Here is a 25,520-nt window from a genome sequence, read left to right as displayed (position 1 = left end):
TCAGGCGGCGGCCGGGAGTTCGGGGCGCAGTGGCCAGGCCGGATCGACCTCCTCCTCCGACCCGTTGCGCGCGAACCACGCCTGCAGACCACGCGCCTGCGCCGCGTGCCACACCGCCTGCAGCGTGTGCAGCTCGGCGGGCGAAAGCCGCTCCAGACGCGACGCGAAACGGCGCCCCACCGCCCGTACGACCTCCAGGGACGCCGCCGCGTCGGCGGCCGCGTCATGGGCGCCGTCCAGCTCGACCTCGTACTGCGCGCACAGATCGGTGAGCGTACGACGGCCCTTGCGGTAACGGTCCAGATGCTTGTCCAGTACGCGCGGATCCAGCACGCACAGCGGCCGGTTGTCCAGATACCGCGCCAGCGACGACGCCCGATGCCGCCTCAACTCCCGGTCGAGCAGCGTCAGATCGAACGGGGCGTTCATCACGACCAGCGGCCGACGGGCAATGCTCTGCTCGGCCAGCGACCGGGCTATCTCCTCCACCACCGGCGCCGGCCAGCGGCCGTTGCGCTGAAGGTGCTCGTCCGTCAGGCCATGGATCTCGGTGGCCTCCGCGGGCACGGGAATCCCCGGATTCACCAGCCAGCGGGTCACCCGCACCCGCGCGCCCGGCATGTCCTGCACGACCAGGGCAGCCGACACGATGCGGTCCTCCTCGACATCCACCCCCGTCGTCTCGGTGTCGAACGCGGCCAAGGGTCCTTCGTACCAGCACGTCATGGCGAACTCCTCTTGCTACCTTGGCAGATGGCGTGCGTCCCCTGCCCGAATCGGTGATACCCGGGTCGTTTGTGCGGTACGCCGTTTACGGCCGAGGTGGTACGGAGACAACACAGTTGACGGGACGCGCAGTTGACGGCGCGTCGCGGGGAACTGACCGGCACGGCCCGGAAGGCACTCGTCAGCCATGGCGCTCGCGCAGCCCGAACCTGGGGGAACGTCCCGTGCCCAGAGCCACGGGGGAGGGCTGCTGCCCGGACGGACCACGTCACTGCGCGGCGCTCTCGCCACCACCGCCTGCATGGAGACACTCCAGGTGGGCTACCTGCACGCGGTCGCGGCAGCCGCCGGATGCTCCCTCTCACAGCCCTTTCCGGACAACGGCATCGACTGGCACGTGAGCCACAGCGCCCCCGGGCACACGGTCGACGACGAAGTCACCATCAAAGTGCAGCTCAAGTGCACGTACCAGATCCCGCCGCACCCGGCAGGACCCGCCTTCTCCTTCACGCTCGACAACCCCCACCTGGAGAAGCTCGCCCGCAGCCCGGTCTCCGTGCACAAGATCCTGGTCGTGATGCTCGTACCGCGGACCCAGGACGACTGGCTGCGCGCCAGCCACGACCGCCTCGACCTGCGGCACTGCTGCTACTGGACCAACCTGGCCGGACACCCGGTGACAGGCAGGCGCAGGACGACCGTGCGGATCCCGACCTCGCGGATATTCGACGACCGAGCACTCTGCGAGATCATGACCCGGGTCGGGGTTGGAGGGAGACCCTGATGCACCGGCCGATCGACGAGCCCGTACGACCACACCCGAGCGACACATCCGGAATCTGGGACGTCGGGGAAGGCCCCGACCCCGGCCAGGTCGACCCCGCCGTACTCGGCGCGCTGCTCGACCGGCACGGCTGGCAGCGGCGCGGAGGAGCGGCCGGGCGCTACGCGCGCTGGACCCTGCCGGGATCCTCCGGCGGCGGTACGAGCCTGCTCGTACCGGAGAGCAGGGCGTTCCCCGACAGCGACGACCTGCTCGGCGAGGCACTGACCGCACTCGCCCGCTGCGCCGCCCCGTCGGCCCGCGAAGTGCTCGTCTCCCTCGCCGTGCCCAGCGACGAGATCCGCTGGTGGCGCGACGTCCCCGACGGTCCCTCGGGCGCAGCCTCCTGGACCGCGCAGGAGCGACTGCGGTCCGCGGCACGCCAGATGCTCCTCGCCGCCGCGCTCGCCGCCCGCGGCCGCGCCGGGTACTACGGCGCGCGGCACCGGCGGCAGGCCCAGACCTCCCTGGAGGACGTACTGGTGGGGACCTCGCCCGGCGGACGCACCCTCACCGCCTTCGTACCGGTCGAGGGCGGACGCGACGCCGTCGTACGGCTGCACCACGCGCTGCACGCCGCCCGCGAGGCCACCGACTACCGGAGGGCGACCGGCGGCATGGAGGCCTTCGACTCCGCCGTCGAGGCCGGCGTGAGCCGCGAGCTGACCGACGCGGTCATCGCGCTGGTGCACGGCTCCGAAGGCGCCCGCATCGCCCTGGACTGGTCGCCCGCCGCGGGCGTACCGGCAGGCTGCGCGGTGCACCCCGAGCCGGTCGAGTTCTCGCCCGGCGACCTGCCGGCCCTGCGCGAGGCAGGCGCCCGCTACATGCTGGACGAGCCGTCCGTACCCGTACGGATCACGGGCGCGGTGGTACGAATGCGGCGCTCGGGTCCGCGCGGGGCGGGCACGGTACGGATGCGCGTCCTGGCGGGCGTGGAGGTGCCGCACGTACGCATGGTGCTCGACGAGGAGGCGTACCGGATAGCGGGCCACGCACACCTGGTCGGGCTGCCCATCAGGGTCCACGGGCAGCTGGAGAGCCGGGGCGGCTTCCGGCGGCTGACCGGGGCGAACAGTGTGGTGCCCGTGCAGGTGGACGATGCGGAGCGGGACCGGCTGATGAAGTCGCTCCACGAGAACCTGGACTTTTTCGAGGAGGCGTGCGGCGGGGAATAACCGTTTCGCGATGGGGGCGCCGGGCTCGGTACAGTAAGTGATTGCGCGCGTAGCAAATCGCGCGCGTCCCCCTCAGTCAGGAGAGACCGGTGTCAGACGTCCGTGTGTTCATCCAACGCGATTCCGAGCGGGAAGAGCGCGTGGTGACAACGGGCACTACGGCGGCCGAGCTCTTCCCCGGCGAGCGCACTGTCGTCGCCGCGCGCGTGGCGGGCGAGCTGAAGGACCTGGCGTACGTCCTCGCCGACGGCGAGGAGGTCGAGCCGGTCGAGATCTCGTCCGAGGACGGCCTGAACATCCTGCGCCACTCGACCGCGCATGTCATGGCGCAGGCCGTGCAGGAGCTCTTCCCCGAGGCCAAGCTGGGCATCGGCCCGCCGGTCAAGGACGGCTTCTACTACGACTTCGACGTCGAGCGTCCCTTCACCCCCGAGGACCTCAAGGCCGTCGAGAAGAAGATGCAGGAGATCCAGAAGCGCGGACAGCGTTTCTCGCGCCGTGTCGTCACCGACGAGGCCGCCCGCGAGGAGCTGGCCGACGAGCCGTACAAGCTGGAGCTCATCGGCATCAAGGGCTCCGCTTCGACGGACGACGGCGCGGACGTCGAGGTGGGCGGCGGCGAGCTGACCATCTACGACAACCTGGACGCCAAGACCGGTGACCTGTGCTGGAAGGACCTGTGCCGCGGTCCGCACCTGCCCACCACCCGCAACATCCCCGCCTTCAAGCTCATGCGCAACGCCGCTGCGTACTGGCGCGGCAGCGAGAAGAACCCGATGCTCCAGCGCATCTACGGCACCGCGTGGCCGTCGAAGGACGAGCTGAAGGCGCACCTGGAGTTCCTCGCCGAGGCCGAGAAGCGCGACCACCGCAAGCTCGGCGGCGAGCTGGACCTCTTCTCCATCCCGGACGAGATCGGCTCGGGCCTGGCGGTCTTCCACCCCAAGGGCGGCATCATCCGCCGGGTCATGGAGGACTACTCGCGCAAGCGCCACGAGGAGGAGGGGTACGAGTTCGTCTACACCCCGCACGCCACCAAGGGGAAGCTCTTCGAGAAGTCGGGCCACCTGGACTGGTACGCCGACGGCATGTACCCGCCCATGCAGCTCGACGAGGGCACGGACTACTACCTCAAGCCCATGAACTGCCCGATGCACAACCTGATCTTCGATGCGCGCGGGCGTTCGTACCGTGAACTGCCGCTGCGCCTCTTCGAGTTCGGGACCGTGTACCGGTACGAGAAGTCCGGCGTGGTGCACGGCCTGACCCGGGCCCGCGGCTTCACCCAGGACGACGCGCACATCTACTGCACCAAGGAGCAGATGGCGGAGGAGCTCGACAAGACGCTCACCTTCGTCCTCGGTCTCCTGCGCGACTACGGTCTGACCGACTTCTACCTGGAGCTGTCCACGAAGGACCCGGAGAAGTTCGTCGGCTCGGACGAGATCTGGGAAGAGGCCACCGAGACCCTGCGCCAGGTTGCCGAGAAGCAGGGCCTTCCGCTGGTCCCGGACCCGGGCGGTGCCGCCTTCTACGGCCCGAAGATCTCGGTCCAGTGCAAGGACGCCATCGGCCGTACCTGGCAGATGTCGACCGTCCAGCTCGACTTCAACCTGCCGGAGCGCTTCAACCTGGAGTACACCTCGGCGGACGGCACCAAGCAGCAGCCGGTCATGATCCACCGCGCGCTGTTCGGCTCCATCGAGCGCTTCTTCGCAGTGCTCCTCGAGCACTACGCGGGCGCGTTCCCGGCGTGGCTGGCCCCGGTCCAGGCCACCGGCATCCCGATCGGCGACGCACACGTCCCGTACCTGCAGGAGTTCGCCGCCGAGGCGAAGAAGAAGGGCCTGCGGGTCGAGGTGGACGCCTCCTCGGACCGTATGCAGAAGAAGATCCGCAACGCGCAGCGCAGCAAGGTCCCGTTCATGGTCATCGTGGGCGACGACGACATGAATGCGGGCACGGTCTCCTTCCGCTACCGCGACGGGTCGCAGAAGAACGGCATCCCTCGCGACGAAGCCATTGCCGAGCTCGTCGACGTGGTGGAGCGCCGGGTACAGGTCTGACACCGGCCCCGCGCAAAGCAGGGTTCCCAGGGGCGGTCCCGTCAGGGGCCGCCCCTCGCTGCTGCTCCCTCACCCTGAGCGAATATGCTGGCTCGCATGACGATTGAGCCGGAACAGCAGATCGGAGTCGGGACGCCGGACGCGTTCCAGCGCCTGTGGACGCCCCACCGGATGGCGTACATCCAGGGCGAGAACAAGCCGACGGGTCCAGGGGCCGAGGACGGCTGCCCGTTCTGCTCGATTCCGGCCAAGTCCGACGAGGACGGTCTCGTCGTCGCGCGTGGTGAGCAGGTGTACGCGGTGCTGAACCTGTACCCGTACAACGGCGGGCATCTGATGGTCGTCCCGTACCGCCATGTCGCCGACTACACGGACCTGGACGCGGCGGAGACCGCCGAGCTCGCCGAGTTCACCAAGCGCGCGATGATCGCGCTGCGTACGGCCTCCGGGGCGCAGGGCTTCAACATCGGGATGAATCAGGGCGCGGTGGCGGGGGCCGGTATCGCGGCGCATCTGCACCAGCATCTCGTGCCGCGCTGGGGCGGGGACACGAACTTCATGCCGGTCGTGGGGCACACCAAGGTGCTGCCGCAGTTGCTGGGGGACACCCGCAAGATGCTGGCGGACGCCTGGCCGCCCACCGCCTCGGTCTGACCTCCTGAAGCCTTACGTGACGCTCTACGCGTCGTAGAGGTCCGCGTTCCTCGGCGCCGGGTCCTGGACCAGGCCGCTGAGGATGAGCGAGCGGTTACTGAAGCGGTCCGTGTCCACGCCGTGGTCGTCGAGGACGCGGATGGCCGCCGCGTGGACCACGCGCAGTACGGGGGTGGCCGCGCGCAGCGCGTCGTCGGCCATGAAGCGGTGGCGCCAGGGCTTGTCGGCCCAGGCGTGCCGCAGACCGAACGGCTCGGGAAGAACGAGCTTGCCGCCGAAGAAGTCCAGGATCGGCGGGAACCAGGTGAGCGGGGCGCGGACGGCGAGGCGTACCACCTCGTCGGCGTCGACGAGTGGCTGATTCTTGTCGACGGTTTCCCAGAACTTGACCGTCTTGCTGACCGTGACGGTCTTGGGCGCGGGCTTGGTGGTGAAGAGCGAGTGGACCGGGCCCAGGGCGTGGCCGGTGACCTCGATGCGCAGGGTCTCGTGCAGCACGGTGACGGTGATCAGCATGGTGATGACCAGCTGGCCGTCCCAGAGTGTGAACTGAACGCCCAGATAGTGGCGGTTGCCGGCGCCGAACTGCTGCTCGTTGCAGATCCGCTGGATTTCGTGGCCCTTGATCTGGAACGCGTCGACGTTCTGCCCGCCGGGCCTGGCCACCTCGGCCGCGTTCTCGCCGACCGGTGCGACGACCCAGTGCCGCACGGAGGGGGTAGGGAAGCCGCCCGTGTGCAGCGGTCCGCGCTCCAGCATGCGGAGCTGGTCGTGGATGGCGCGTACGACGTCCCAGCTGCGGAAGCCGTGGATCTCCTTGCCGGAGTCGCGCGGAACGAGCTCTTCGGCGAGCTGCCAGCTGCCCCAGCGGGTGCCCATGCCCAGTATTCCCTTGGGGCCGGCGTAGAAGACCGCGTTGCTGTGCTGCTCGGCGGTGAGCCTGGCGAGCGACTGGCGCAGCTGCTCGGCGGCGGACTCGTTGGGGTCGCGGGGTACGGCCTCGGGGATCTTGGCGCCGACGCCGCCGCCGGCCAGCAGGCTCTCCCAGCGGGCCCGCATGTCCTTGGCCGTGGTCTCGCTGATCTGCTTGGCCCAGAGCCAGCCGATGACGGGGGTGACGACCATCGCCCGCAGGTAGATGGCCCAGAAGCCGCCGAAGGGCAGCCTGATCAGGAAGATCACGGCGAGGCCGCCGGCGGCGACCAGGGCGGCGGTCGCGAGGGCCCCGGCGCGCTTGTCCTTGGAGCCCGCGATCGTACGTCGGAGCTGGAACATGGCCAGCCAGATCAGCATTCCCGGCAGGAAGGCCAGGCCGAAGACCACCATGACGCCGGTGAGTTTGGCGTCGCGCTCCTTACGGATGCGGGTCGCCGCGAGGCAGTGCTCGACGACCGTCTGGGGTTCAGTGCCGAAGGACTGGATGAGGGGCTTGCGGGCGCCGCCCAGCATGCGTACCTGGACGGCCCGCGAGAACGCCTCGCCCAGGTTCGGTTCGAAGAGGGAGAGCTTGCCCTTCTTGACCTCGGACTTGTGCCAGTCGCTGTTGGCGCCGAGGATCTCGTCGACCGGGCTGTCGCGGTACGCCGCCGATGCGAGCGCGTGCGTCGCCGCGGTCTGCCCCGCCGAGCCCTGGAGCGGGATCTGCGCCCCGGGTGAGAAGTCGTATCCGTCGTCCGCCACTGCTGCCCCCATCGCCGCACGCAACCGCTCCTGCGGCCTGTTCCCAACTACTGCTCCCGGCACACCTTCTGAGCTGGGACACAGCGTATCCGGGTGTTCCCTGCCCGTAATGGGACAGTGGAATGCCGCCCGCCGCAAGGCAATTGGGCGGACGGCACAGTCAACTAAGACCCCTTTTCGGCCTGTTCACGGATCTTGCCCGCAAGCTGCGGCGGCATGGGTTCGTGGCGGGCGTACGAGCGGTTGAATTGCCCGGTGCCGTGCGAGATCGACCGGAGGTCGACGGCGTACCGTCCGATTTCGATCTCGGGGACCTCGGCCCGTACGAGCGTACGACCCGGTCCTGCCTGCTCCGTGCCGACCACCCGGCCGCGCCGCCCCGACAGATCGCTCATCACCGGGCCGACGTAGTGATCGGGCACCATCACCACGATCTCCGTGACCGGCTCCAGCAGATGGATCTTCGCCTCGGCCGCAGCCTCCCGCATCGCCAGCGCGCCCGCCGTCTGGAACGCGGCGTCGGAAGAGTCGACCGAATGCGCCTTTCCGTCGAGGAGGGTGACGCGTACGTCCACGAGCGGGTAGCCCGCCGCGACGCCGCGTGCCGCCTGGGCGCGTACGCCCTTCTCCACGGAGGGGATGAACTGGCGCGGTACCGCGCCGCCGACGACCTTGTCGACGAACTCGATTCCGGAGCCCGGAGGCAGTGGTTCGACCTCGATCTCGCAGATCGCGTACTGGCCGTGGCCGCCGGACTGCTTCACATGGCGGCCGCGCCCGCCCGCCCTCTCGCCGAAGGTCTCGCGCAGCGACACCTTGTACGGCACGACGTCCACCTGGACCCCGTAACGGCTGCGCAGGCGCTCCAGCGCCACGTCCCGGTGGGCCTCGCCCAGGCACCAGAGGACCAGCTGACGGGTGTCCTGGTTCTGTTCCAGGCGCATCGTCGGGTCCTCCGCGACCAGCCGCGACAGGCCCTGGGAGAGCTTGTCCTCGTCCGCCTTGCTGTGCGCCTGGATGGCGAGCGGCAGGAGCGGGTCGGGCATGGCCCAGGGCTCCATCAGGAGCGGATCGTCCTTGGCGGACAGAGTGTCCCCGGTCTCGGCGCGCATCAGTTTCGCGACGGACGCGATGTCGCCCGCGATTGCCTGGCTGAGGGTGCGCTGCTGTTTGCCGAAGGGCGAGGAGAGCGCGCCGATGCGCTCGTCCACGTCGTGGTCCTCGTGGCCGCGGTCGGTGAGTCCGTGCCCCGACACATGTACGGTCTCGTCCGGCCGGAGGGTGCCGGAGAACACCCGCACCAGGCTGACCCGGCCGACGTAGGGGTCGGACGCGGTCTTGACGACCTCGGCGACCAGCGGCCCGTCCGGATCGCAGGTGATCTGCGGGCGCGGACTGCCCTCCGGCGTGGTGACCGCGGGTGCCTCGTGCTCGGACGGGGTCGGGAAGCCGCCCGTGACGAGCTCCAGGAGCTCGATCGTGCCGATGCCCTCGCGGGAGCCCTCGGCCGCCGGGGCGGCCGCCAGGACCGGGTGGAAAGTGCCGCGCGCGACGGCCCTCTCCAGATCTTCGACGAGGGTCTTGTAGTCGATCTCCTCGCCGTCGAGATAGCGGTCCATGAGGGTCTCGTCCTCGCTCTCGGCGATGATCCCCTCGATGAGCCGGCTACGGGCGGTCTCGATGCGCGGCAGCTGGTCCTGCTCGGCCGGCACCTCCTTCCGCTCGCCGGAGGAGTAGTCGAAGATGCGCTGCGAGAGCAGGCCGACGAGGCCCTTGACGGGGGCGTGCCCGTCGGGTCCCTGGGGCCCGTACAGCGGCAGATAGAGCGGCAGTACGGCGTCGGGGTCGTCGCCCCCGAACGTCTCCGCGCAGAGCCGGGTCATCTCGTCGAAGTCGGACCTGGCCGCTTCGAGGTGGGTGAAGACGATGGCCCGCGGCATACCGACCGCTGCACACTCCTCCCACACCGCCCTGGTCGCGCCGTCCACACCGTCCGACGCCGAGACGACGAAGAGGGCCGCGTCCGCAGCACGCAGACCGGCCCGCAGCTCGCCGACGAAATCGGCGTATCCGGGTGTGTCCAGGAGATTGATCTTGATGCCGCCCCATTCGACGGGGACCAGCGAGAGCTGGACCGACCGTCCTTGCCGGTGCTCGATCTCGTCGTAGTCGGATACGGTCGCGCCGTCCTCGACCCGGCCCGCCCTGTTGACCGCTCCCGCCGCCAGTGCGAGAGCCTCGGCCAGGGTCGTCTTTCCCGATCCGCTGGGGCCGACCAGCACTACGTTCCGTACGGACGAGGGCCGGTCGGCCGCTGTTGCCCTGCCGGCGGCCCCGGGGTGTGCGTTCGCCTTGTCGCCCATGATCTGTGCCTCCCAGTCTGAGAGCACGCTGAGGAGAGGGGGCGCGGACATCTGGGAGCCGCAGTAGCGAGGCGACGCCGATGACGCCCGCGGTCATTCGAGCTTTGCACTCGGCTCACATTGCGTCCATACGTCGTACCCGATCGACGGGTGGCCGGGCCCCGGCACTGGACGTACACCGTCGTGGCTACGATGGGCCAGCCGGTGGCCGCAAGGGGTCGCACGGCCACCGACCCTCGGGAAGGCCATGCTGAACAAGTACGCGCGTGCATTCTTTACGCGTGTCCTCACACCGCTCGCCGCATTTCTCCTCCGACGCGGGGTGAGCCCGGATGCGGTCACTCTCATCGGCACGGCCGGAGTGATGGCGGGCGCGCTGGTCTTCTTCCCCCGGGGAGAGTTCTTCTGGGGCACGATCGTCATCACGCTGTTCGTCTTCTCCGACCTCGTCGACGGCAATATGGCGCGGCAGGCAGGGGTTTCGAGCCGCTGGGGCGCCTTCCTGGACTCGACGCTCGACCGGGTCGCCGACTCCGCGATTTTCGGCGGGATCGCACTCTGGTACGCGGGCACGGGCAACGACAACATCCTGTGCGCCGTCGCCATCTTCTGCCTGGCCAGCGGCCAGGTCGTCTCGTACACGAAGGCGCGCGGCGAATCGATCGGCCTGCCGGTGGCCGTCAACGGTCTGGTGGAGCGGGCCGAGCGGCTCGTCATCACGCTCGTCGCCGCGGGGCTGGCCGGGCTGCACAACTTCGGCGTTCCCGGGGTCGACGTGCTGCTGCCGATCGCGCTTTGGGTCGTCGCCGTGGGCAGCCTGGTGACGCTGGGGCAGCGGGTCGTGACCGTACGCCGCGAGTCGGCCGAGGCCGACACCGAGGCGGGAAGCGGGGCGACGTCGTGAGCGGTGGCAGGGAACGGCTGACCGACGCCCTGTACGGCCTCGGCTGGGGCACGGTCAAGAAGCTGCCCGAGCCGGTGTCCGTCGCCCTCGGGCGCACCATCGCCGACGCGGTGTGGAAGCGGCGCGGCAAGAGCGTGCTGCGGCTGGAGTCAAACCTCGCCCGGGTGGTGCCGGACGCGGGCCCCGAGCGCCTCTCAGAGCTCTCCAAGGCCGGTATGCGCTCGTACATGCGCTACTGGATGGAATCCTTCCGGCTTCCCGCCTGGAGCGCTGAGCGGGTGAAGAGCGGCGTCGAGGTCAAAGACATAGACCGGCTGACGGAGGGCCTCGCCGAGGGACGGGGCGTCGTGCTCGCGCTGCCGCACCTGGCCAACTGGGACCTCGCCGGCGCGTGGGTCACCACCAAGCTCGGCGTCCCCTTCACGACCGTCGCCGAGCGGCTCAAGCCCGAGACGCTGTACGACCGGTTCGTCGCGTACCGCGAGAGCCTCGGTATGGAGGTCCTGCCGCACAACGGCGGCAGCGCCTTCGGGACGCTGGCGCGGCGGCTGCGCGACGGCGGTCTCGTCTGCCTGGTCGCCGACCGCGACCTGTCGGCTTCGGGCGTCGAGGTCGAGTTCTTCCACGAGACGGCGCGGATGCCCGCCGGGCCTGCGCTGCTGGCGCAGCAGACAGGGGCGCTGCTGCTGCCTGCGACCCTGTCGTACGACGGATCCTTGCTGCGGGGCCGGATCCATCCGCCCGTCGAAGTACCCGAGACGGGTACCCGCAACGAGAAGACGTCCGTCATGACGCAAGCGCTGGCCGACGCCTTCGCCACCGGCATCGCCGAGCACCCGGAGGACTGGCACATGCTGCAACGGCTGTGGCTCGCCGACCTCGAGCCGCGTCAGGAGTCCTCGTGAAGATCGGCATTGTCTGCCCCTACTCGTGGGACGTGCCCGGCGGCGTCCAGTTCCACATCCGCGACCTGGCCGAGCATCTGATCGGGCTCGGCCACAAGGTCTCCGTCCTGGCCCCCTCCGACGACGAGACCCCGCTGCCGCCGTACGTCGTCTCCGCCGGGCGGGCCGTTCCCGTCCCGTACAACGGCTCGGTCGCGCGCCTCAACTTCGGCTTCCTCTCGGCCGCCCGCGTCCGGCGCTGGCTGCACGACGGCACCTTCGACGTGATCCACATCCACGAGCCGACCGCGCCCTCGCTGGGCCTGCTGACCTGCTGGGCCGCGCAGGGGCCGATCGTCGCGACGTTCCACACCTCGAACCCGAAGTCCCGGGCGATGATCGCTGCGTACCCGATCCTGCAGCCGGCGCTGGAGAAAATAAGCGCCCGCATCGCGGTGAGCGAGTACGCGCGCCGGACCCTGGTGGAACATCTGGGCGGCGACGCCGTCGTCATCCCCAACGGGGTCGACGTCGACTTCTTCGCGAAGGCCGAGGCCAAGCCCGAGTGGCAGGGGCAGACCATCGGCTTCGTCGGGCGCATCGACGAGCCCCGCAAGGGCCTGCCCGTCCTCATGCGGGCCCTCCCTAAGATCCTGGCCGAGCGCCCGGACACGCGGCTCCTGGTCGCGGGGCGCGGCGACGAGCAGGAGGCCGTCGCCTCGCTGCCCAAGGAGATGCGCCGCCGGGTCGAATTCCTCGGCATGGTCAGCGACGAGGACAAGGCGCGGCTGCTTCGCAGCGTCGACCTGTACGTCGCGCCCAACACCGGCGGCGAGAGCTTCGGCATCATCCTGGTCGAGGCGATGTCGGCGGGCGCGGCGGTGCTGGCCAGCGACCTCGACGCCTTCGCCCAGGTCCTGGACCAGGGTGCGGCGGGCGAGCTCTTCGCCAACGAGGACGCCGACGCGCTGGCCTCGGCGGCGGTACGGCTGCTGGCGGATCCGGAGCGGCTGGCGGAGCTGCGGGAGCGGGGGAGTGCGCACGTACGCCGGTTCGACTGGTCGACGGTCGCTGCGGACATCCTGGCGGTGTACGAGACGGTGACCGACGGCGCGGCTTCGGTGGCCGCGGACGACCGGTCGGGCCTCCGCGCCCGCTTCGGCCTGGCGGCACGCGGCTGACGCGGGCGGGGGGCCTTGGTACGGGGCCGGGGGCGCTGCGGGGCCGGTGGTGGTGCCGGGGGCGGGGGGCCTACGGGGTGCGGGGCCTGTGGTGGTGCCGGGGGCCGGGGCCTACGGGAGCGGCATTCGGGACTGCATGATTTAGCTGCGATCCCGGGTCACCGAAAGCCTCCCGGCGTCCCGCGCACAAATCACGTTTTACGTCCCGAACACCACTCCCTACGGCCCCGTCCCCCTCCGTACGTCGCAAATCATCGACCGGCGCCGGTAGCGGACCGGGTGAACGGGGTTAGGACGGCGGCGAGGGGGCGGGACGTGCAGGGGGCGCTGTTCGGGACGTAAAGCGTGATTTGTGCGCGAATTACTGGTCTCGCGAACGCAGCCCCCGCACCGCAGCTAAATCATGCAGTCCCGAATGGCGCCCCCGGAGCGGCCCGACCCCGCACGGGCCCACCCGGCGCAAGCCAAACCCCGCACGGGCAAAGCTGCGTAAGCCAAGAGCCGGCACCGCACCCCGGTAACCTTGCCGCCCGTGACCGTAACCCTGATCATCTGGATCGTCGTAGCCCTCGTCGCGATCGGGCTGTACCTCAGCTGGACCGCAGGCCGCCTCGACCGTCTGCACGCTCGTATCGACGCCTCCCGCGCCGCCCTGGACGCCCAGTTGCTGCGCCGCGCCTCGGTCACCCAGGAGCTGGCAACGTCCGGCGTGCTCGACCCCGCCGCTTCGATCGTCCTGTACGAGGCCGCGCACGCCGCGCGTCAGGCCGAAGAGGACCACCGCGAGGTCGCGGAGAGCGAGCTCAGCCAGGCGCTACGGGCGGTCTTCGGGGAGACCGCGCAGGTCGAAGCGGTAAAGGAGGCGCCCGGCGGCGAGGAGGCCGCAGGGGAGCTCGCAGCGGCCGTACGGCGCGTCCCGATGGCACGGCGTTTCCACAACGATTCCGTGCGCGCGGCCCGCGCACTGCGCCGCCACCGCAAGGTCCGCTGGTTCCGGCTGGCAGGCCACGCCCCGTTCCCCCTGGCGTTCGAGATGGACGACGAGCCTCCTGTGGCACTGGCCGACCGCCCCGGAAGCTAGCAAAACGAGCCACCGCCTATCCATTGGCCCTTGCAGTGGACTGGTCGGCAACTGTTTCCTCGGGGAGGCAAGAGCCTTCCCCTTCCCCAGCGAGGTCCACCCGTGTCCAGCACCAGCACCACCCAGGCCCCCGAGACCGGCACCGCACGCGTCAAGCGCGGCATGGCTGAGCAGCTCAAGGGCGGCGTCATCATGGATGTCGTCAACGCCGAGCAGGCGAAGATCGCCGAAGACGCCGGCGCCGTGGCCGTGATGGCGCTGGAGCGCGTGCCGGCCGACATCCGCAAGGACGGCGGCGTGGCCCGGATGTCCGACCCGAACATGATCGAAGAGATCATCGAGGCCGTGTCGATCCCGGTGATGGCGAAGTCCCGGATCGGCCACTTCGTCGAGGCCCAGGTCCTCCAGTCCCTCGGCGTCGACTACATCGACGAGTCCGAGGTCCTGACCCCGGCCGACGAGGTCAACCACTCCGACAAGTGGGCGTTCACCACCCCCTTCGTCTGTGGCGCCACCAACCTGGGTGAGGCCCTTCGCCGTATTGCGGAGGGCGCGGCCATGATCCGCTCCAAGGGCGAGGCCGGCACCGGCAACGTCGTCGAGGCCGTCCGTCACCTGCGCCAGATCAAGAACGAGATCGCCCGCCTGCGCGGCTACGACAACAACGAGCTGTACGCCGCCGCCAAGGAGCTCCGCGCCCCGTACGAGCTGGTCAAGGAGGTCTCCGAGCTGGGCAAGCTGCCCGTGGTCCTCTTCTCCGCAGGCGGCGTCGCCACCCCCGCCGACGCCGCGCTGATGCGTCAGCTCGGTGCCGAGGGCGTCTTCGTCGGCTCCGGCATCTTCAAGTCCGGCGACCCGGCCGCTCGCGCCGCCGCCATCGTGAAGGCCACCACCTTCTACGACGACCCGAAGATCATCGCGGACGCTTCGCGCAACCTGGGTGAGGCCATGGTCGGCATCAACTGCGACACCCTCCCCGAGTCCGAGCGCTACGCCAACCGCGGCTGGTAGTACCTGTGATGAGCAACCCTGTGATCGGAGTCCTGGCTCTCCAGGGCGACGTACGGGAGCACCTGATCGCCCTGGCCGTGGCCGACGCCACGGCCAGGCCGGTCCGGCGCCCCGAGGAGCTCGCGGAGATCGACGGCCTGGTCATCCCCGGCGGCGAGTCCACCACGATGTCCAAGCTGGCCGTGCTGTTCGGCATGCTGGAGCCGCTGCGCGAGCGCATCAAGGACGGCATGCCCGTCTACGGCACCTGCGCCGGCCTGATCATGCTCGCCGACAAGATCCTCGACCCGCGCTCGGGCCAGGAGACGCTCGGCGGCATCGACATGATCGTGCGCCGCAACGCCTTCGGCCGTCAGAACGAGTCGTTCGAGGCAACCGTCGACGTCGCCGGCATCGAGGGCGACCCCGTCGAGGGCGTCTTCATCCGCGCCCCGTGGGTGGAGTCGGTCGGCGCCCAGGTCGAGGTGCTCGCCGAGCACGAGGGCCACATTGTCGCCGTACGGCAGGGAAACGCCCTTGCCACGTCCTTTCACCCGGAACTGACGGGTGACCACCGGGTGCATCAGCTCTTTACGGACATGGTGCGCGCCGGGCGCTGACCGTATCCCGGTAGGATCTCTGGCGAACGCAGCAGAAGTTGGTTACGCGAAGGAGACAGGCGGATGTCCGGCCACTCTAAATGGGCTACGACGAAGCACAAGAAGGCCGTGATCGATGCCAAGCGCGGCAAGCTCTTCGCGAAGCTGATCAAGAACATCGAGGTCGCCGCGCGTACCGGCGGCATCGACCCCGAGGGCAACCCGACGCTCGTCGACGCCATCCAGAAGGCGAAGAAGAGCTCCGTCCCCAACAAGAACATCGACTCCGCGGTCAAGCGCGGTGGCGGTCTTGAGGCGGGCGGCGTCGACTACCAGACGATCATGTACGAAGGCTACGGCCCGAACGGTGTCGCGGTGCTCATCGAGTGCCTCACCGACAACCGCAACCGTGCCGCCTCCGACGTACGTGTCGCCATGACCCGCAACGGCGGTTCGATGGCCGACCCGGGTTCCGTCTCGTACCTCTTCAACCGCAAGGGCGTTGTCATCGTCCCCAAGGGCGAGCTGTCCGAGGACGAGGTCCTGGACGCCGTCCTGGAGGCGGGCGCCGAGGAGGTCAACGACCTCGGTGAGTCCTTCGAGGTCCTGAGCGAGGCCACCGACCTGGTCGCGGTCCGCACCGCGCTCCAGGACGCCGGCATCGACTACGACTCGGCCGACGCCAACTTCGTCCCGACCATGCAGGTCGAGCTCGACGAGGAAGGCGCGCGGAAGATCTTCAAGCTCATCGACGCGCTGGAGGACAGTGACGACGTGCAGAACGTCTTCGCCAACTTCGACGTCTCGGACGAGGTCATGGAGAAGGTCGACGCGGCCTGAGGGTTGATCAGCACGTCGACAGTGCCTTAAGAAGCATGGACGGGCCGACGGGACACGCTCCCGGCGGCCCGTCCGTGCGTTGTCAGAGCCAGCCGCTACTGTGCTGATCAGGCATGGACGCAGGAACAGTTGGTCGAGTGGGGGGAGGGGCGCGATGCGTGTACTCGGCGTGGACCCGGGGCTGACCCGGTGCGGTGTCGGTGTGGTGGAAGGCGTCGCCGGCCGCCCCCTGAAGATGGCCGGCGTCGGAGTCGTCCGTACGGCGGCGGACGCCGAGCTCGGCGAGCGGCTGGTCGCCATCGAGCGGGGCATCGAGCAGTGGCTCGACGAGTACGAGCCCGAATTCGTCGCCGTGGAGCGGGTGTTCAGCCAGCACAACGTCCGTACGGTCATGGGCACCGCACAGGCCAGCGCCGTCGCGATGCTCTGCGCGGCCCGCCGCGGACTGCCCGTCGCCCTGCACACACCGAGCGAGGTGAAGGCGGCGGTCACCGGCAGCGGCCGGGCCGACAAGGACCAGGTCGGCGCCATGGTGACCCGGCTGCTACGACTCGACGCCCCGCCCAAACCCGCCGACGCCGCCGACGCGCTCGCGCTCGCCATCTGCCACATCTGGCGCGCTCCCGCGCTCAACCGCCTCCAGCAGGCGCACGCCGCGGCCCGCGCCCCCCGCATCCCCGTACGGAAGGTCACGCGATGATCGCGTTCGTCAGCGGCCCGGTCGCCGCACTCGCCCCGACCACGGCCGTCATCGAGGTCGGCGGCATCGGCATGTCCGTGCAGTGCACGCCGAACACGCTGTCCACGCTGCGCATCGGCCAGGACGCGAAGCTCGCGACCTCCCTGGTCGTACGGGAAGACTCGCTCACCCTGTACGGCTTCGCGGACGACGACGAGCGGCAGGTCTTCGAGCTCCTGCAGACCGCCAGCGGCGTCGGCCCCCGGCTCGCCCAGGCCATGCTCGCCGTGCACTCCCCGGACGCGCTGCGCGTCGCCGTGTCCACCGGCGACGAGAAGGCGCTCACCGCGGTGCCCGGCATCGGCAAGAAGGGCGCCCAGAAGCTTCTCCTCGAACTCAAGGACCGCCTCGGCGCACCGCTCGGCACCGGCGCACACCTGGGCGCCCAGCGTGTCGCATCGGGGCCCGCGCCGTGGGGGGAGCAGCTGCAGGCCGCGCTCATCGGCCTCGGGTACGCGTCCCGCGAGGCGGAGGAAGCGGTCGCCGCTGTCACACCGCAGGCCGAGGCCGCCCTCGCCGGGGGCAACCAGCCGCCCGTACCGCAACTGCTGCGTGCCGCGCTCCAGACCCTCAACCGCGCCCGCTGACCGCATGAACGCCGCCCGCACGAATGCTGACCGCGAGAACTGAGATCCGTACATGAACTGGGACGAGACCGGACCCGACATCGACCAGCGCCTGGTCGACTCCGGCGCCGACGGCGAGGACCAGGCCGTCGAGGCCGCGCTGCGCCCGAAGGACCTCGACGAGTTCGTCGGCCAGGAGAAGGTCCGCGAGCAGCTCGACCTGGTCCTGCGCGCGGCCCGCGCACGCGGCGCCACCGCCGATCACGTGCTGCTCTCCGGCGCCCCCGGACTCGGCAAGACCACCCTCTCCATGATCATCGCGGCCGAGATGAACGCCCCGATCCGCATCACCTCGGGCCCCGCCATCCAGCACGCCGGCGACCTCGCCGCGATCCTCTCCTCCCTCCAGGAGGGCGAGGTCCTCTTCCTCGACGAGATCCACCGGATGTCCCGCCCGGCGGAAGAGATGCTCTACATGGCCATGGAGGACTTCCGTGTCGACGTCATCGTCGGCAAGGGCCCCGGCGCCACCGCCATCCCGCTCGAACTGCCGCCGTTCACCCTCGTCGGCGCCACCACCAGGGCCGGCCTGCTGCCGCCCCCGCTGCGCGACCGTTTCGGCTTCACCGGGCACATGGAGTTCTACGAACCGGCCGAGCTGGAGCGGGTCATCCACCGCTCCGCCCGTCTCCTCGACGTCGAGATCGACGTGGAGGGCGCCGCCGAGATCGCCGGACGCTCCCGGGGCACGCCCCGCATCGCGAACCGCCTGCTGCGCCGCGTCCGGGACTATGCCCAGGTCAAGGCCGACGGCGTCATAAACCGCGACATCGCCGCCGCCGCCCTCAAGGTGTACGAGGTCGACGCCCGGGGCCTGGACCGCCTCGACCGCGCCGTCCTCGGTGCCCTGCTGAAGCTGTTCAGCGGCGGACCGGTGGGGCTGTCGACGCTCGCGGTGGCCGTGGGGGAGGAGCGGGAAACCGTCGAAGAGGTGGCCGAGCCCTTTCTCGTACGGGAGGGCTTGCTGGCCCGTACCCCGCGCGGGCGGGTGGCCACGCCCGCAGCATGGGCGCATCTGGGGCTGGTGCCGCCCCAGCACGGACCCGGCGGAAGCGGACAACAGGGCCTCTTCGGGGCCTGACGGCGCGGGAGGCTCGCCCGGCAAGGAACCACGATGCGATGCTGGGCGTTGTTCCATTGATGCGGACTCGCTTAGACTCCGCCGATGCCGCCCTTCCAGGTCGGCGTGCCCACCCCCGTAGATCAGGCCGCCTCCCAGCGCGGTCGTGCGAAGGAATTTCGTCCCGTGGATATCGTGACCCTCCTCCCCTTCATCGTGCTCATCGGGGCCATGTTCCTGATGACCCGGTCCGCCAAGAAGAAGCAGCAGGCGGCTGCGCAGATGCGCAACGAGATGCAGCCCGGCACCGGCATCCGGACGATCGGGGGCATGTACGCGACCGTCAAGGAAGTCCACGACGACACGATCCTGCTCGAGGTCGCGCCCGGCGTGCACGCCGTCTACGCGAAGAACTCCGTCGGCGCCGTCCTCGGCGACGAGGAGTACAACCGCATCGTCCACGGCGCGGACGACCTCAAGACCGACGCTCCCCTCGTCCCGGACGACGCCTCCTCGCTGACCGAAGCCGCAGATGCGGACGCGGACGGCGACGCGCGCATCGACCTCGGCAAGAAGCCCGAGGCGGACAAGGCCGACGAGGCGGACGACGTTGTCGCCGCGGCCGGCGACGAGCCGAAGGACAAGAAGGCCGACGGCGAGGGCGACGCCAAGTAGTCACGCACGGGGACCGCGGCGACGCCCACCGGCGTACCGCGGTCCCCGGACCGTGCCGACTTCTGCTTCTGCGGGGCTGGGCCCCACATACTTCGTGGCCGCCCCCGGCGCTCACCCGGCGCGGGGGCGGTTGGACAGGGAGAAACGAGAAGGTGGCAGCACCGAAGAAGGGCCGCAGGCCCGCGGGCGCTCCGGGGAGGCCAGGGCGTGCCCTGGCTCTGATCCTGATCGCCATGGTCGCCCTCACCGGCGGGATGTTCGCGGCCGGTGAGCTCACACCGCGCCTCGGCATCGACCTCGCCGGCGGTACGAGCATCACGCTCAAGGCGAAGAGCGAGCCCGGCAGGCCCAACGCGGTCAACAAGACCAACATGGACACCGCGGTCGGGATCATCGACCGCCGCGTCAACGGTCTGGGTGTCTCCGAAGCCGAGGTTCAGACCCAGGGCGAAGAGCACATCATCGTCAACATCCCCAAGGGGACGAACGAGAAGCAGGCCCGGGAGCAGGTCGGTACCACCGCTCAGCTCTACTTCCGGCCGGTGCTGACGCTCGCCGCCGGCACCCCGACGCCGGACCCCAAGGCCACTCCCTCCCCGAGTGCCTCGACGAGCGGCAAGGACGGCGACAAGGACAAGTCCACGCCGACCGCCACCCCGTCGACCAGCCCCACCACTCAGGGCCGCGCCGTCACGGACGCGCTCAAGGCCCCGACGCCGACTCCGACGGGCAGCCCGTCCAAGAGCCCGGACGCGAGCACCAAGCCTTCGCCCACACCTTCGGCGGACCCCGAGGTCACCAAGCTTCAGGAGAAGTTCCTGGCCCTCGACTGCACCAAGGAGGCCCAGCGCGTCAAGGCCGGTGAGGGCGTCAGGCCCGAGGACCCGGCGGTCGCCTGTGGCAAGGACACCGCAGGCCAATGGGAGAAGTACATCCTGGGCCCGGCCGAGGTCAACGGCAAGGACGTCGACGACGCCAGTGCCCAGCTGGACACCCAGCGAGGCCTCTGGAAGGTCAACATGGAGTTCACCGACGGTGGCTCCAAGAAGTTCCAGAAGATCACCAGCAAGCTGTCTCAGCAGCAGCAGCCGCAGAACCAGTTCGCCATCGTCCTCGACGGCGAGGTCGTCTCGGCCCCCACGGTCAACCAGACCCTGAGCGCCAACGCCGAGATCACCGGCAGCTTCACCCAGGAATCCGCCCAGGAACTGGCCAACATCCTTTCCTATGGTGCGCTCCCGCTCTCCTTCGACGAGGACAGCGTCACCACCGTCAGCCCGGCGCTCGGCAGCGAGCAGCTCAAGGCCGGTCTGATCGCCGGTGCGATCGGTCTCGCCCTGGTCGTCATCTACCTGGTCGCCTACTACCGCGGCCTGGCGTTCGTTGCGATCGTCAGCCTCCTGGTCTCGGCGGTCCTCACGTACACGATCATGACGCTGCTCGGCCCGGGCATCGGCTTCGCGCTGAACCTGCCCGCGGTGTGCGGTGCCATCGTCGCGATCGGTATCACCGCGGACTCGTTCATCGTGTACTTCGAACGCATCCGTGACGAGATCCGCGAGGGCCGTACGCTCCGGCCGGCCGTCGAGCGTGCCTGGCCGCGTGCCCGGCGCACCATCATGGTCTCCGACTTCGTGTCGTTCCTCGCCGCCGCAGTGCTGTTCCTCGTGACCGTCGGCAAGGTCCAGGGCTTCGCGTTCACGCTCGGCCTGACCACCCTGCTCGACGTGGTCGTGGTGTTCCTCTTCACGAAGCCGCTGATGACCCTGCTGGCCCGTACGGAGTTCTTCGGCCGTGGCCACCCGTGGTCCGGCCTGGACCCGAAGCGACTCGGCGTCCAGCCCCCGCTGCGCCGCACGCGTCGCGTCTCCGCCCCCATCGACACGAAGGAGGCCTGAGATGTCTCGACTCGGCAGCATCGGCGCCCGCCTGTACCGCGGTGAGGTCGGTTACGACTTCGTCGGCAAGCGGATGATCTGGTACGGCATCTCGATCCTGATCACCATCACGGCCATCGTCGGCCTGGCGGTACGGGGTCTGGTCATGGGCATCGAGTTCGAGGGCGGTGCCGTCTTCACCACGCCCAAGACCGATGTGTCGGTCGCGCAGGTCCAGGAGGAGGCCGAAAAGGCCTCCGGGCACGACGCGATCGTCCAGGAGCTCGGCAACGGCGGCATGCGCATCCAGATCAGTGGTCTGGACACCAAGAGCTCCAGTCCGGTCGAGGACAAGCTCGCCGAGGAACTGGGCGTCACGGCAGAGTCCATCAACGCCGAACTGGTCGGCCCCAGCTGGGGTGAGCAGATCGCCAACAAGGCCTGGACCGGTCTCGCGATCTTCATGATCCTGGTGGTGATCTACCTGGCCATCGCCTTCGAGTGGCGCATGGCCGTGGCCGCCCTCATCGCCCTGATCCACGACCTCACCATCACCGTCGGTGTGTACGCACTGGTCGGCTTCGAGGTCACCCCAGGCACCGTGATCGGTCTGCTCACCATCCTTGGTTACTCCCTCTACGACACCGTCGTCGTCTTCGACGGTCTCAAGGAGGGCGCGAAGGACATCACCAAGCAGACCCGCTGGACGTACAGCGAGATCGCCAACCGCAGCCTCAATGGCACCCTGGTGCGTTCCATCAACACCACCGTCGTCGCGCTGCTCCCGGTGGCGGGCCTGCTGTTCATCGGTGGCGGTGTGCTGGGCGCGGGCATGCTCAACGACATCTCGCTGTCGCTGTTCGTCGGCCTCGCCGCCGGTGCGTACTCCTCGATCTTCATCGCCACTCCGCTGGTCGCCGACCTGAAGGAGCGCGAGCCGCAGATGAAGGCCCTGAAGAAGCGGGTGCTCGCCAAGCGGGCGGCCGCTGCCGCCAAGGGCGAGTCGGCGGAGGACTCCGACGGCCCGGACGGGCCGCAGGACCGGTTCGAGGACGACGCCGAGACCGCCGGTGCGGTCGTCGGCCGGCCCCGTGGGCGCAGTGGTGGCCGCGGCAAGCCTTCGGGGAAGCGGCGATGACGGGCACGAGCACGCAGGAGCTCCTGCTCAGCCGCATCCGGGACGTCCCGGACTATCCGAAGCCGGGCGTGATGTTCAAGGACATCACCCCCCTGCTCGCGGACCCCGTGGCGTTCACCGCACTGACCGACGCCCTCGCCGAGCTGTGCGTACGGTACGGCGCCACGCGGGTCGTCGGCCTGGAAGCGCGCGGCTTCATCCTGGCCGCGCCGGTCGCGATCCGCGCCGGCCTCGGCTTCATCCCCGTACGCAAGGCGGGGAAGCTGCCGGGTGCGACGCTGAAGCAGGCGTACGAGCTGGAGTACGGCACCGCCGAGATCGAGATCCACGCCGAGGACCTGAACGCGGACGACCGCGTCATGGTCATCGACGACGTCCTCGCCACCGGCGGCACCGCCGAAGCCTCGCTGGAGCTCATCCGGCGGGCAGGTGCGCAGGTCGCAGGGGTCGCGGTGCTCATGGAGCTCGGTTTCCTCGACGGGCGTGCCCGTCTGGAACCGGCCCTCAAGGGCGCTCCGCTGGAGGCCCTGATCACGGTCTGACCAGGATCGACATACGGGAAAGGCGGGTCCGGGAGGAATTCCCGGGCCCGCCTCTCGCGTTCCCCCAAGTAACAGGCCCGGGGCGAACCGGAGCCCGGGGATCGATACCATGGACTTTCCGGGCCTGACCGGGGGACCCGGACCCGCACGAGGAGCGCTCTTGCCAGACGAGGCCCAGCCACTCTCCCCCAGCGCCCGTCCGGGGGGACCCGCAGCCGCGCAGCCCGACCCGAAGCAGGCCGACAAGGCCGCGGCAGGCTCGGCTGCGCCCGCGAAGAGCCCCGCTCCGGGGAAGGGCCCCGCTCCCGCGAAGAGCAACCCGCCCGCGAAGAGCGCCCCTCCCGCCGCGTCAGCCGGGCCCGCGAAGAGCGCCGCTCCCGCGAAGGCTCCCGCGAAGAACGACGAACCGGCCGGCAAGCCCAAGGCCGCCCCCGAGCGGAGCGAGATGGGGGTCCCCCCGGCCGAAGGCTGGGGGAGGGCCAACGGCATCACGCCCGTCTCCGCGCCCAAGCCCGTCCAGGGCTCCACCCCGCGCACCGGCGGCGGCTCCTCCAACCGTGTACGGGCCAGGCTCGCCCGTCTCGGAGTGCAGCGCTCCAGCCCGTACAACCCGGTCCTCGAACCGCTCCTGCGGGCCGTGCGCGGCAACGACCCCAAGATCGAGACCGCGACACTGCGCCAGATCGAGCGCGCCTACCAGGTCGCCGAGCGCTGGCACCGCGGTCAGAAGCGCAAGAGCGGCGACCCGTACATCACGCACCCGCTCGCCGTGACGACGATCCTCGCCGAGCTCGGCATGGACCCGGCGACGCTGATGGCCGGTCTGCTGCACGACACCGTCGAGGACACCGAGTACGGCCTGGACACCCTGCGCCGTGACTTCGGCGACCAGGTCGCGCTCCTCGTCGACGGCGTCACCAAGCTCGACAAGGTCAAGTTCGGCGAGGCCGCACAGGCGGAGACCGTACGCAAGATGGTCGTCGCCATGGCCAAGGACCCGCGCGTCCTGGTCATCAAGCTCGCCGACCGCCTGCACAACATGCGCACCATGCGCTACCTCAAGCGGGAGAAGCAGGAGAAGAAGGCCCGCGAGACGCTTGAGATCTACGCGCCCCTGGCCCACCGCCTGGGCATGAACACCATCAAGTGGGAACTGGAGGACCTCGCCTTCGCGATCCTCTACCCCAAGATGTACGACGAGATCGTGCGCCTCGTCGCCGAGCGCGCCCCCAAGCGCGACGAATACCTCGCCATAGTGACCGACGAGGTCCAGTCCGACCTGCGCGCCGCCCGCATCAAGGCCACCGTCACCGGCCGACCGAAGCACTACTACAGCGTCTACCAGAAGATGATCGTGCGAGGCCGCGACTTCGCCGAGATCTACGACCTGGTGGGCATTCGTGTACTTGTCGACACCGTCCGCGACTGCTACGCGGCCCTCGGCACCGTCCACGCGCGATGGAACCCGGTCCCCGGCCGGTTCAAGGACTACATCGCGATGCCCAAGTTCAACATGTACCAGTCGCTGCACACGACGGTCATCGGCCCCAGCGGCAAGCCCGTCGAGCTCCAGATCCGTACGTTCGACATGCACCGCCGCGCCGAGTACGGCATCGCCGCCCACTGGAAGTACAAGCAGGAGGCCGTAGCAGGCGCCTCCAAGGTGCGTACCGACGTACCGAAGAACACCGGGCGCGGCCAGGACACCGTCAACGACATGGCGTGGCTGCGCCAGCTCCTCGACTGGCAGAAAGAGACCGAGGACCCCAGCGAGTTCCTGGAGTCCCTGCGCTTCGACCTGTCCCGCAACGAGGTCTTCGTCTTCACGCCCAAGGGCGACGTCATAGCGCTCCCGGCCGGTGCCACACCCGTCGACTTCGCGTACGCCGTCCACACGGAGGTCGGCCACCGGACCATAGGGGCGCGGGTCAACGGGCGGCTCGTACCCCTCGAATCGACCCTCGACAACGGCGACTTGGTGGAGGTCTTCACCTCCAAGGCGGCCGGCGCCGGACCCTCCCGCGACTGGCTCGGCTTCGTCAAGTCGCCCCGCGCCCGCAACAAGATCCGCGCCTGGTTCTCCAAGGAGCGCCGCGACGAGGCGATCGAGCAGGGCAAGGACTCCATCGCGCGCGCCATGCGCAAGCAGAACCTGCCGATCCAGCGCATCCTCACCGGCGACTCGCTCGTCACCCTCGCGCACGAGATGCGCTACCCCGACATCTCGTCCCTGTACGCGGCGATCGGCGAAGGCCATGTGGCCGCGCAGGGCGTCGTACAGAAGCTGGTGCAGGCCGTCGGCGGCGAGGAGGCCGCCAGCGAGGACATCGCCGAGAGCACACCGCCCACGCACGGCCGCGGCAAGCGCCGCGCCAACGCCGACCCGGGCGTCGTCGTCAAGGGCGTCGACGACGTGTGGGTCAAGCTGGCCCGCTGCTGTACGCCCGTACCCGGCGACCCCATCATCGGGTTTGTCACCCGGGGCAGCGGCGTCTCGGTTCACCGCGCGGACTGTGTGAACGTCGAGTCGCTGTCGAAGGAGCCCGAGCGCATCCTCGACGTCGAGTGGGCACCGACCCAGTCCTCGGTCTTCCTGGTCGCCATCCAGGTCGAGGCGCTCGACCGGTCACGGCTGCTCTCGGACGTCACCCGCGTGCTGTCCGACCAGCACGTCAACATCCTGTCCGCGGCCGTCCAGACGTCCCGTGACCGGGTGGCCACCTCGCGCTTCACCTTCGAGATGGGCGACCCCAAGCACCTCGGACACGTCCTGAAGGCCGTACGGGGCGTGGAGGGCGTGTACGACGTCTACCGGGTGACCTCGGCCCGCAGGCCGTAGCCGTACGAGCGGTACGAGCGGTACGAACGAAGGCCCCGGTACGGAGATCCGTACC

Annotated in this window: 22 protein-coding genes; 19 read left to right on the top strand and 3 right to left on the bottom strand. The window is 69.7% G+C overall.

The genetic code is table 11. The annotated features are described in order from the left end of the window. Positions 1-726, bottom strand: coding sequence for a 3'-5' exonuclease (locus PXH83_RS02415; RefSeq protein WP_274556141.1), 726 nt, complete (start codon positions 724-726; stop codon positions 1-3). 187 nt (positions 727-913) lie between these two features. On the opposite strand from PXH83_RS02415, the gene PXH83_RS02410 reads away from it, so the two are divergent. From PXH83_RS02410 to PXH83_RS02395, 4 genes are all read left to right on the top strand, one after another. Further along, positions 914-1,510 (top strand): DUF4365 domain-containing protein, encoded by a 597-nt coding sequence (locus PXH83_RS02410; protein ID WP_274556140.1) that lies wholly within the window; start codon positions 914-916, stop codon positions 1,508-1,510. Continuing rightward, complete coding sequence (locus PXH83_RS02405; protein ID WP_420803106.1) at positions 1,510-2,727, top strand: hypothetical protein; 1,218 nt, start codon at positions 1,510-1,512, stop codon at positions 2,725-2,727. Before PXH83_RS02410 ends, PXH83_RS02405 begins: the two co-directional genes overlap by 1 nt. Positions 2,728-2,816: 89 nt before the next feature. Further along, on the top strand, positions 2,817-4,793 hold the full coding sequence (thrS, locus tag PXH83_RS02400; RefSeq protein ID WP_274556138.1) for a threonine--tRNA ligase: 1,977 nt from the start codon (positions 2,817-2,819) through the stop codon (positions 4,791-4,793). 84 nt (positions 4,794-4,877) lie between these two features. Next, a complete protein-coding gene (locus PXH83_RS02395) occupies positions 4,878-5,447 on the top strand; it encodes an HIT family protein (RefSeq protein ID WP_274556136.1) in 570 nt (189 codons plus the stop codon). Between the two features lie 24 nt (positions 5,448-5,471). Here the strand turns inward: PXH83_RS02395 and PXH83_RS02390 are convergent, their stop codons facing one another. Beyond that, positions 5,472-7,139, bottom strand: coding sequence for a hypothetical protein (locus PXH83_RS02390; protein WP_274556134.1), 1,668 nt, complete (start codon positions 7,137-7,139; stop codon positions 5,472-5,474). A 152-nt stretch (positions 7,140-7,291) separates the two neighbouring features. Beyond that, entirely contained in the window at positions 7,292-9,490 is a 2,199-nt protein-coding gene (locus tag PXH83_RS02385; protein ID WP_274562636.1) for an elongation factor G-like protein EF-G2, read from the bottom strand. A 247-nt stretch (positions 9,491-9,737) separates the two neighbouring features. Here PXH83_RS02385 and pgsA point away from each other — a divergent pair, with 247 nt between their 5' ends. The 15 genes from pgsA to PXH83_RS02310 all read left to right on the top strand — a co-directional run bounded on the left by pgsA (position 9,738) and on the right by PXH83_RS02310 (position 25,465). Next, positions 9,738-10,394 carry a phosphatidylinositol phosphate synthase gene (gene pgsA, locus PXH83_RS02380; RefSeq protein WP_274556131.1) on the top strand — a complete coding sequence of 219 codons (657 nt, stop codon included), beginning with the start codon at positions 9,738-9,740 and terminating at the stop codon, positions 10,392-10,394. After that, positions 10,391-11,299: a phosphatidylinositol mannoside acyltransferase gene (locus PXH83_RS02375; protein WP_274556129.1), complete on the top strand. Its 909-nt coding sequence runs from the start codon at positions 10,391-10,393 to the stop codon at positions 11,297-11,299. The genes pgsA and PXH83_RS02375 overlap by 4 nt, the downstream gene beginning before the upstream one ends. Beyond that, the gene (locus PXH83_RS02370; RefSeq protein ID WP_274556127.1) at positions 11,296-12,459 is read left to right on the top strand and encodes a glycosyltransferase family 4 protein; all 1,164 of its coding nucleotides are present in this window, start codon (positions 11,296-11,298) and stop codon (positions 12,457-12,459) included. The genes PXH83_RS02375 and PXH83_RS02370 overlap by 4 nt, the downstream gene beginning before the upstream one ends. Before the next feature lie 532 nt (positions 12,460-12,991). Beyond that, positions 12,992-13,540 (top strand): hypothetical protein, encoded by a 549-nt coding sequence (locus PXH83_RS02365; RefSeq protein ID WP_274556125.1) that lies wholly within the window; start codon positions 12,992-12,994, stop codon positions 13,538-13,540. A 102-nt stretch (positions 13,541-13,642) separates the two neighbouring features. Continuing rightward, a complete protein-coding gene (pdxS, locus tag PXH83_RS02360; RefSeq protein WP_214926027.1) occupies positions 13,643-14,551 on the top strand; it encodes a pyridoxal 5'-phosphate synthase lyase subunit PdxS in 909 nt (302 codons plus the stop codon). An 8-nt stretch (positions 14,552-14,559) separates the two neighbouring features. Further along, on the top strand, positions 14,560-15,150 hold the full coding sequence (gene pdxT, locus PXH83_RS02355; RefSeq protein WP_214926020.1) for a pyridoxal 5'-phosphate synthase glutaminase subunit PdxT: 591 nt from the start codon (positions 14,560-14,562) through the stop codon (positions 15,148-15,150). A gap of 63 nt (positions 15,151-15,213) precedes the next feature. Next, positions 15,214-15,969, top strand: coding sequence for a YebC/PmpR family DNA-binding transcriptional regulator (locus tag PXH83_RS02350; RefSeq protein ID WP_214976646.1), 756 nt, complete (start codon positions 15,214-15,216; stop codon positions 15,967-15,969). Between the two features lie 154 nt (positions 15,970-16,123). Then, a complete protein-coding gene (gene ruvC, locus PXH83_RS02345; protein WP_274556116.1) occupies positions 16,124-16,669 on the top strand; it encodes a crossover junction endodeoxyribonuclease RuvC in 546 nt (181 codons plus the stop codon). Continuing rightward, positions 16,666-17,295 (top strand): Holliday junction branch migration protein RuvA, encoded by a 630-nt coding sequence (gene ruvA / locus PXH83_RS02340; RefSeq protein WP_274556115.1) that lies wholly within the window; start codon positions 16,666-16,668, stop codon positions 17,293-17,295. The genes ruvC and ruvA overlap by 4 nt, the downstream gene beginning before the upstream one ends. Before the next feature lie 52 nt (positions 17,296-17,347). Continuing rightward, positions 17,348-18,415, top strand: coding sequence for a Holliday junction branch migration DNA helicase RuvB (gene ruvB, locus PXH83_RS02335; RefSeq protein WP_274556112.1), 1,068 nt, complete (start codon positions 17,348-17,350; stop codon positions 18,413-18,415). Between the two features lie 165 nt (positions 18,416-18,580). Continuing rightward, positions 18,581-19,069 carry a preprotein translocase subunit YajC gene (yajC, locus tag PXH83_RS02330; RefSeq protein ID WP_274556109.1) on the top strand — a complete coding sequence of 163 codons (489 nt, stop codon included), beginning with the start codon at positions 18,581-18,583 and terminating at the stop codon, positions 19,067-19,069. Positions 19,070-19,221: 152 nt separating this feature from the next. Then, positions 19,222-20,967, top strand: coding sequence for a protein translocase subunit SecD (gene secD, locus PXH83_RS02325; protein ID WP_274556106.1), 1,746 nt, complete (start codon positions 19,222-19,224; stop codon positions 20,965-20,967). 1 nt (position 20,968) lies between these two features. Continuing rightward, the gene (secF, locus tag PXH83_RS02320) at positions 20,969-22,084 is read left to right on the top strand and encodes a protein translocase subunit SecF (protein WP_274556104.1); all 1,116 of its coding nucleotides are present in this window, start codon (positions 20,969-20,971) and stop codon (positions 22,082-22,084) included. Then, positions 22,081-22,626 carry an adenine phosphoribosyltransferase gene (locus tag PXH83_RS02315; RefSeq protein WP_274556102.1) on the top strand — a complete coding sequence of 182 codons (546 nt, stop codon included), beginning with the start codon at positions 22,081-22,083 and terminating at the stop codon, positions 22,624-22,626. The genes secF and PXH83_RS02315 overlap by 4 nt, the downstream gene beginning before the upstream one ends. A gap of 160 nt (positions 22,627-22,786) precedes the next feature. Beyond that, positions 22,787-25,465 (top strand): RelA/SpoT family protein, encoded by a 2,679-nt coding sequence (locus tag PXH83_RS02310; RefSeq protein WP_274556100.1) that lies wholly within the window; start codon positions 22,787-22,789, stop codon positions 25,463-25,465. The last annotated feature ends 55 nt before the right edge of the window (positions 25,466-25,520 follow it).

The organism is Streptomyces spiramyceticus (assembly GCF_028807635.1).
GTDB lineage: Bacteria > Actinomycetota > Actinomycetes > Streptomycetales > Streptomycetaceae > Streptomyces > Streptomyces spiramyceticus.
The sequence above is the reverse complement of the archived record's forward strand: the minus strand, read 5'-3'. Positions and strand labels throughout refer to the sequence as shown.

Coding starts and splice junctions, on each gene's coding strand:
- PXH83_RS02415 (WP_274556141.1), bottom strand. CDS start 726: ATGACGTGCTGGTACGAAGGACCCTTGGCCGCGTTCGACACCGAGACG.
- PXH83_RS02410 (WP_274556140.1), top strand. CDS start 914: ATGGCGCTCGCGCAGCCCGAACCTGGGGGAACGTCCCGTGCCCAGAGC.
- PXH83_RS02405 (WP_420803106.1), top strand. CDS start 1,510: ATGCACCGGCCGATCGACGAGCCCGTACGACCACACCCGAGCGACACA.
- PXH83_RS02395 (WP_274556136.1), top strand. CDS start 4,878: ATGCTGGCTCGCATGACGATTGAGCCGGAACAGCAGATCGGAGTCGGG.
- PXH83_RS02390 (WP_274556134.1), bottom strand. CDS start 7,139: ATGGGGGCAGCAGTGGCGGACGACGGATACGACTTCTCACCCGGGGCG.
- PXH83_RS02385 (WP_274562636.1), bottom strand. CDS start 9,490: ATGGGCGACAAGGCGAACGCACACCCCGGGGCCGCCGGCAGGGCAACA.
- pgsA (WP_274556131.1), top strand. CDS start 9,738: ATGCTGAACAAGTACGCGCGTGCATTCTTTACGCGTGTCCTCACACCG.
- pdxT (WP_214926020.1), top strand. CDS start 14,560: ATGAGCAACCCTGTGATCGGAGTCCTGGCTCTCCAGGGCGACGTACGG.
- PXH83_RS02350 (WP_214976646.1), top strand. CDS start 15,214: ATGTCCGGCCACTCTAAATGGGCTACGACGAAGCACAAGAAGGCCGTG.
- ruvC (WP_274556116.1), top strand. CDS start 16,124: ATGCGTGTACTCGGCGTGGACCCGGGGCTGACCCGGTGCGGTGTCGGT.
- ruvA (WP_274556115.1), top strand. CDS start 16,666: ATGATCGCGTTCGTCAGCGGCCCGGTCGCCGCACTCGCCCCGACCACG.
- ruvB (WP_274556112.1), top strand. CDS start 17,348: ATGAACTGGGACGAGACCGGACCCGACATCGACCAGCGCCTGGTCGAC.
- secF (WP_274556104.1), top strand. CDS start 20,969: ATGTCTCGACTCGGCAGCATCGGCGCCCGCCTGTACCGCGGTGAGGTC.
- PXH83_RS02315 (WP_274556102.1), top strand. CDS start 22,081: ATGACGGGCACGAGCACGCAGGAGCTCCTGCTCAGCCGCATCCGGGAC.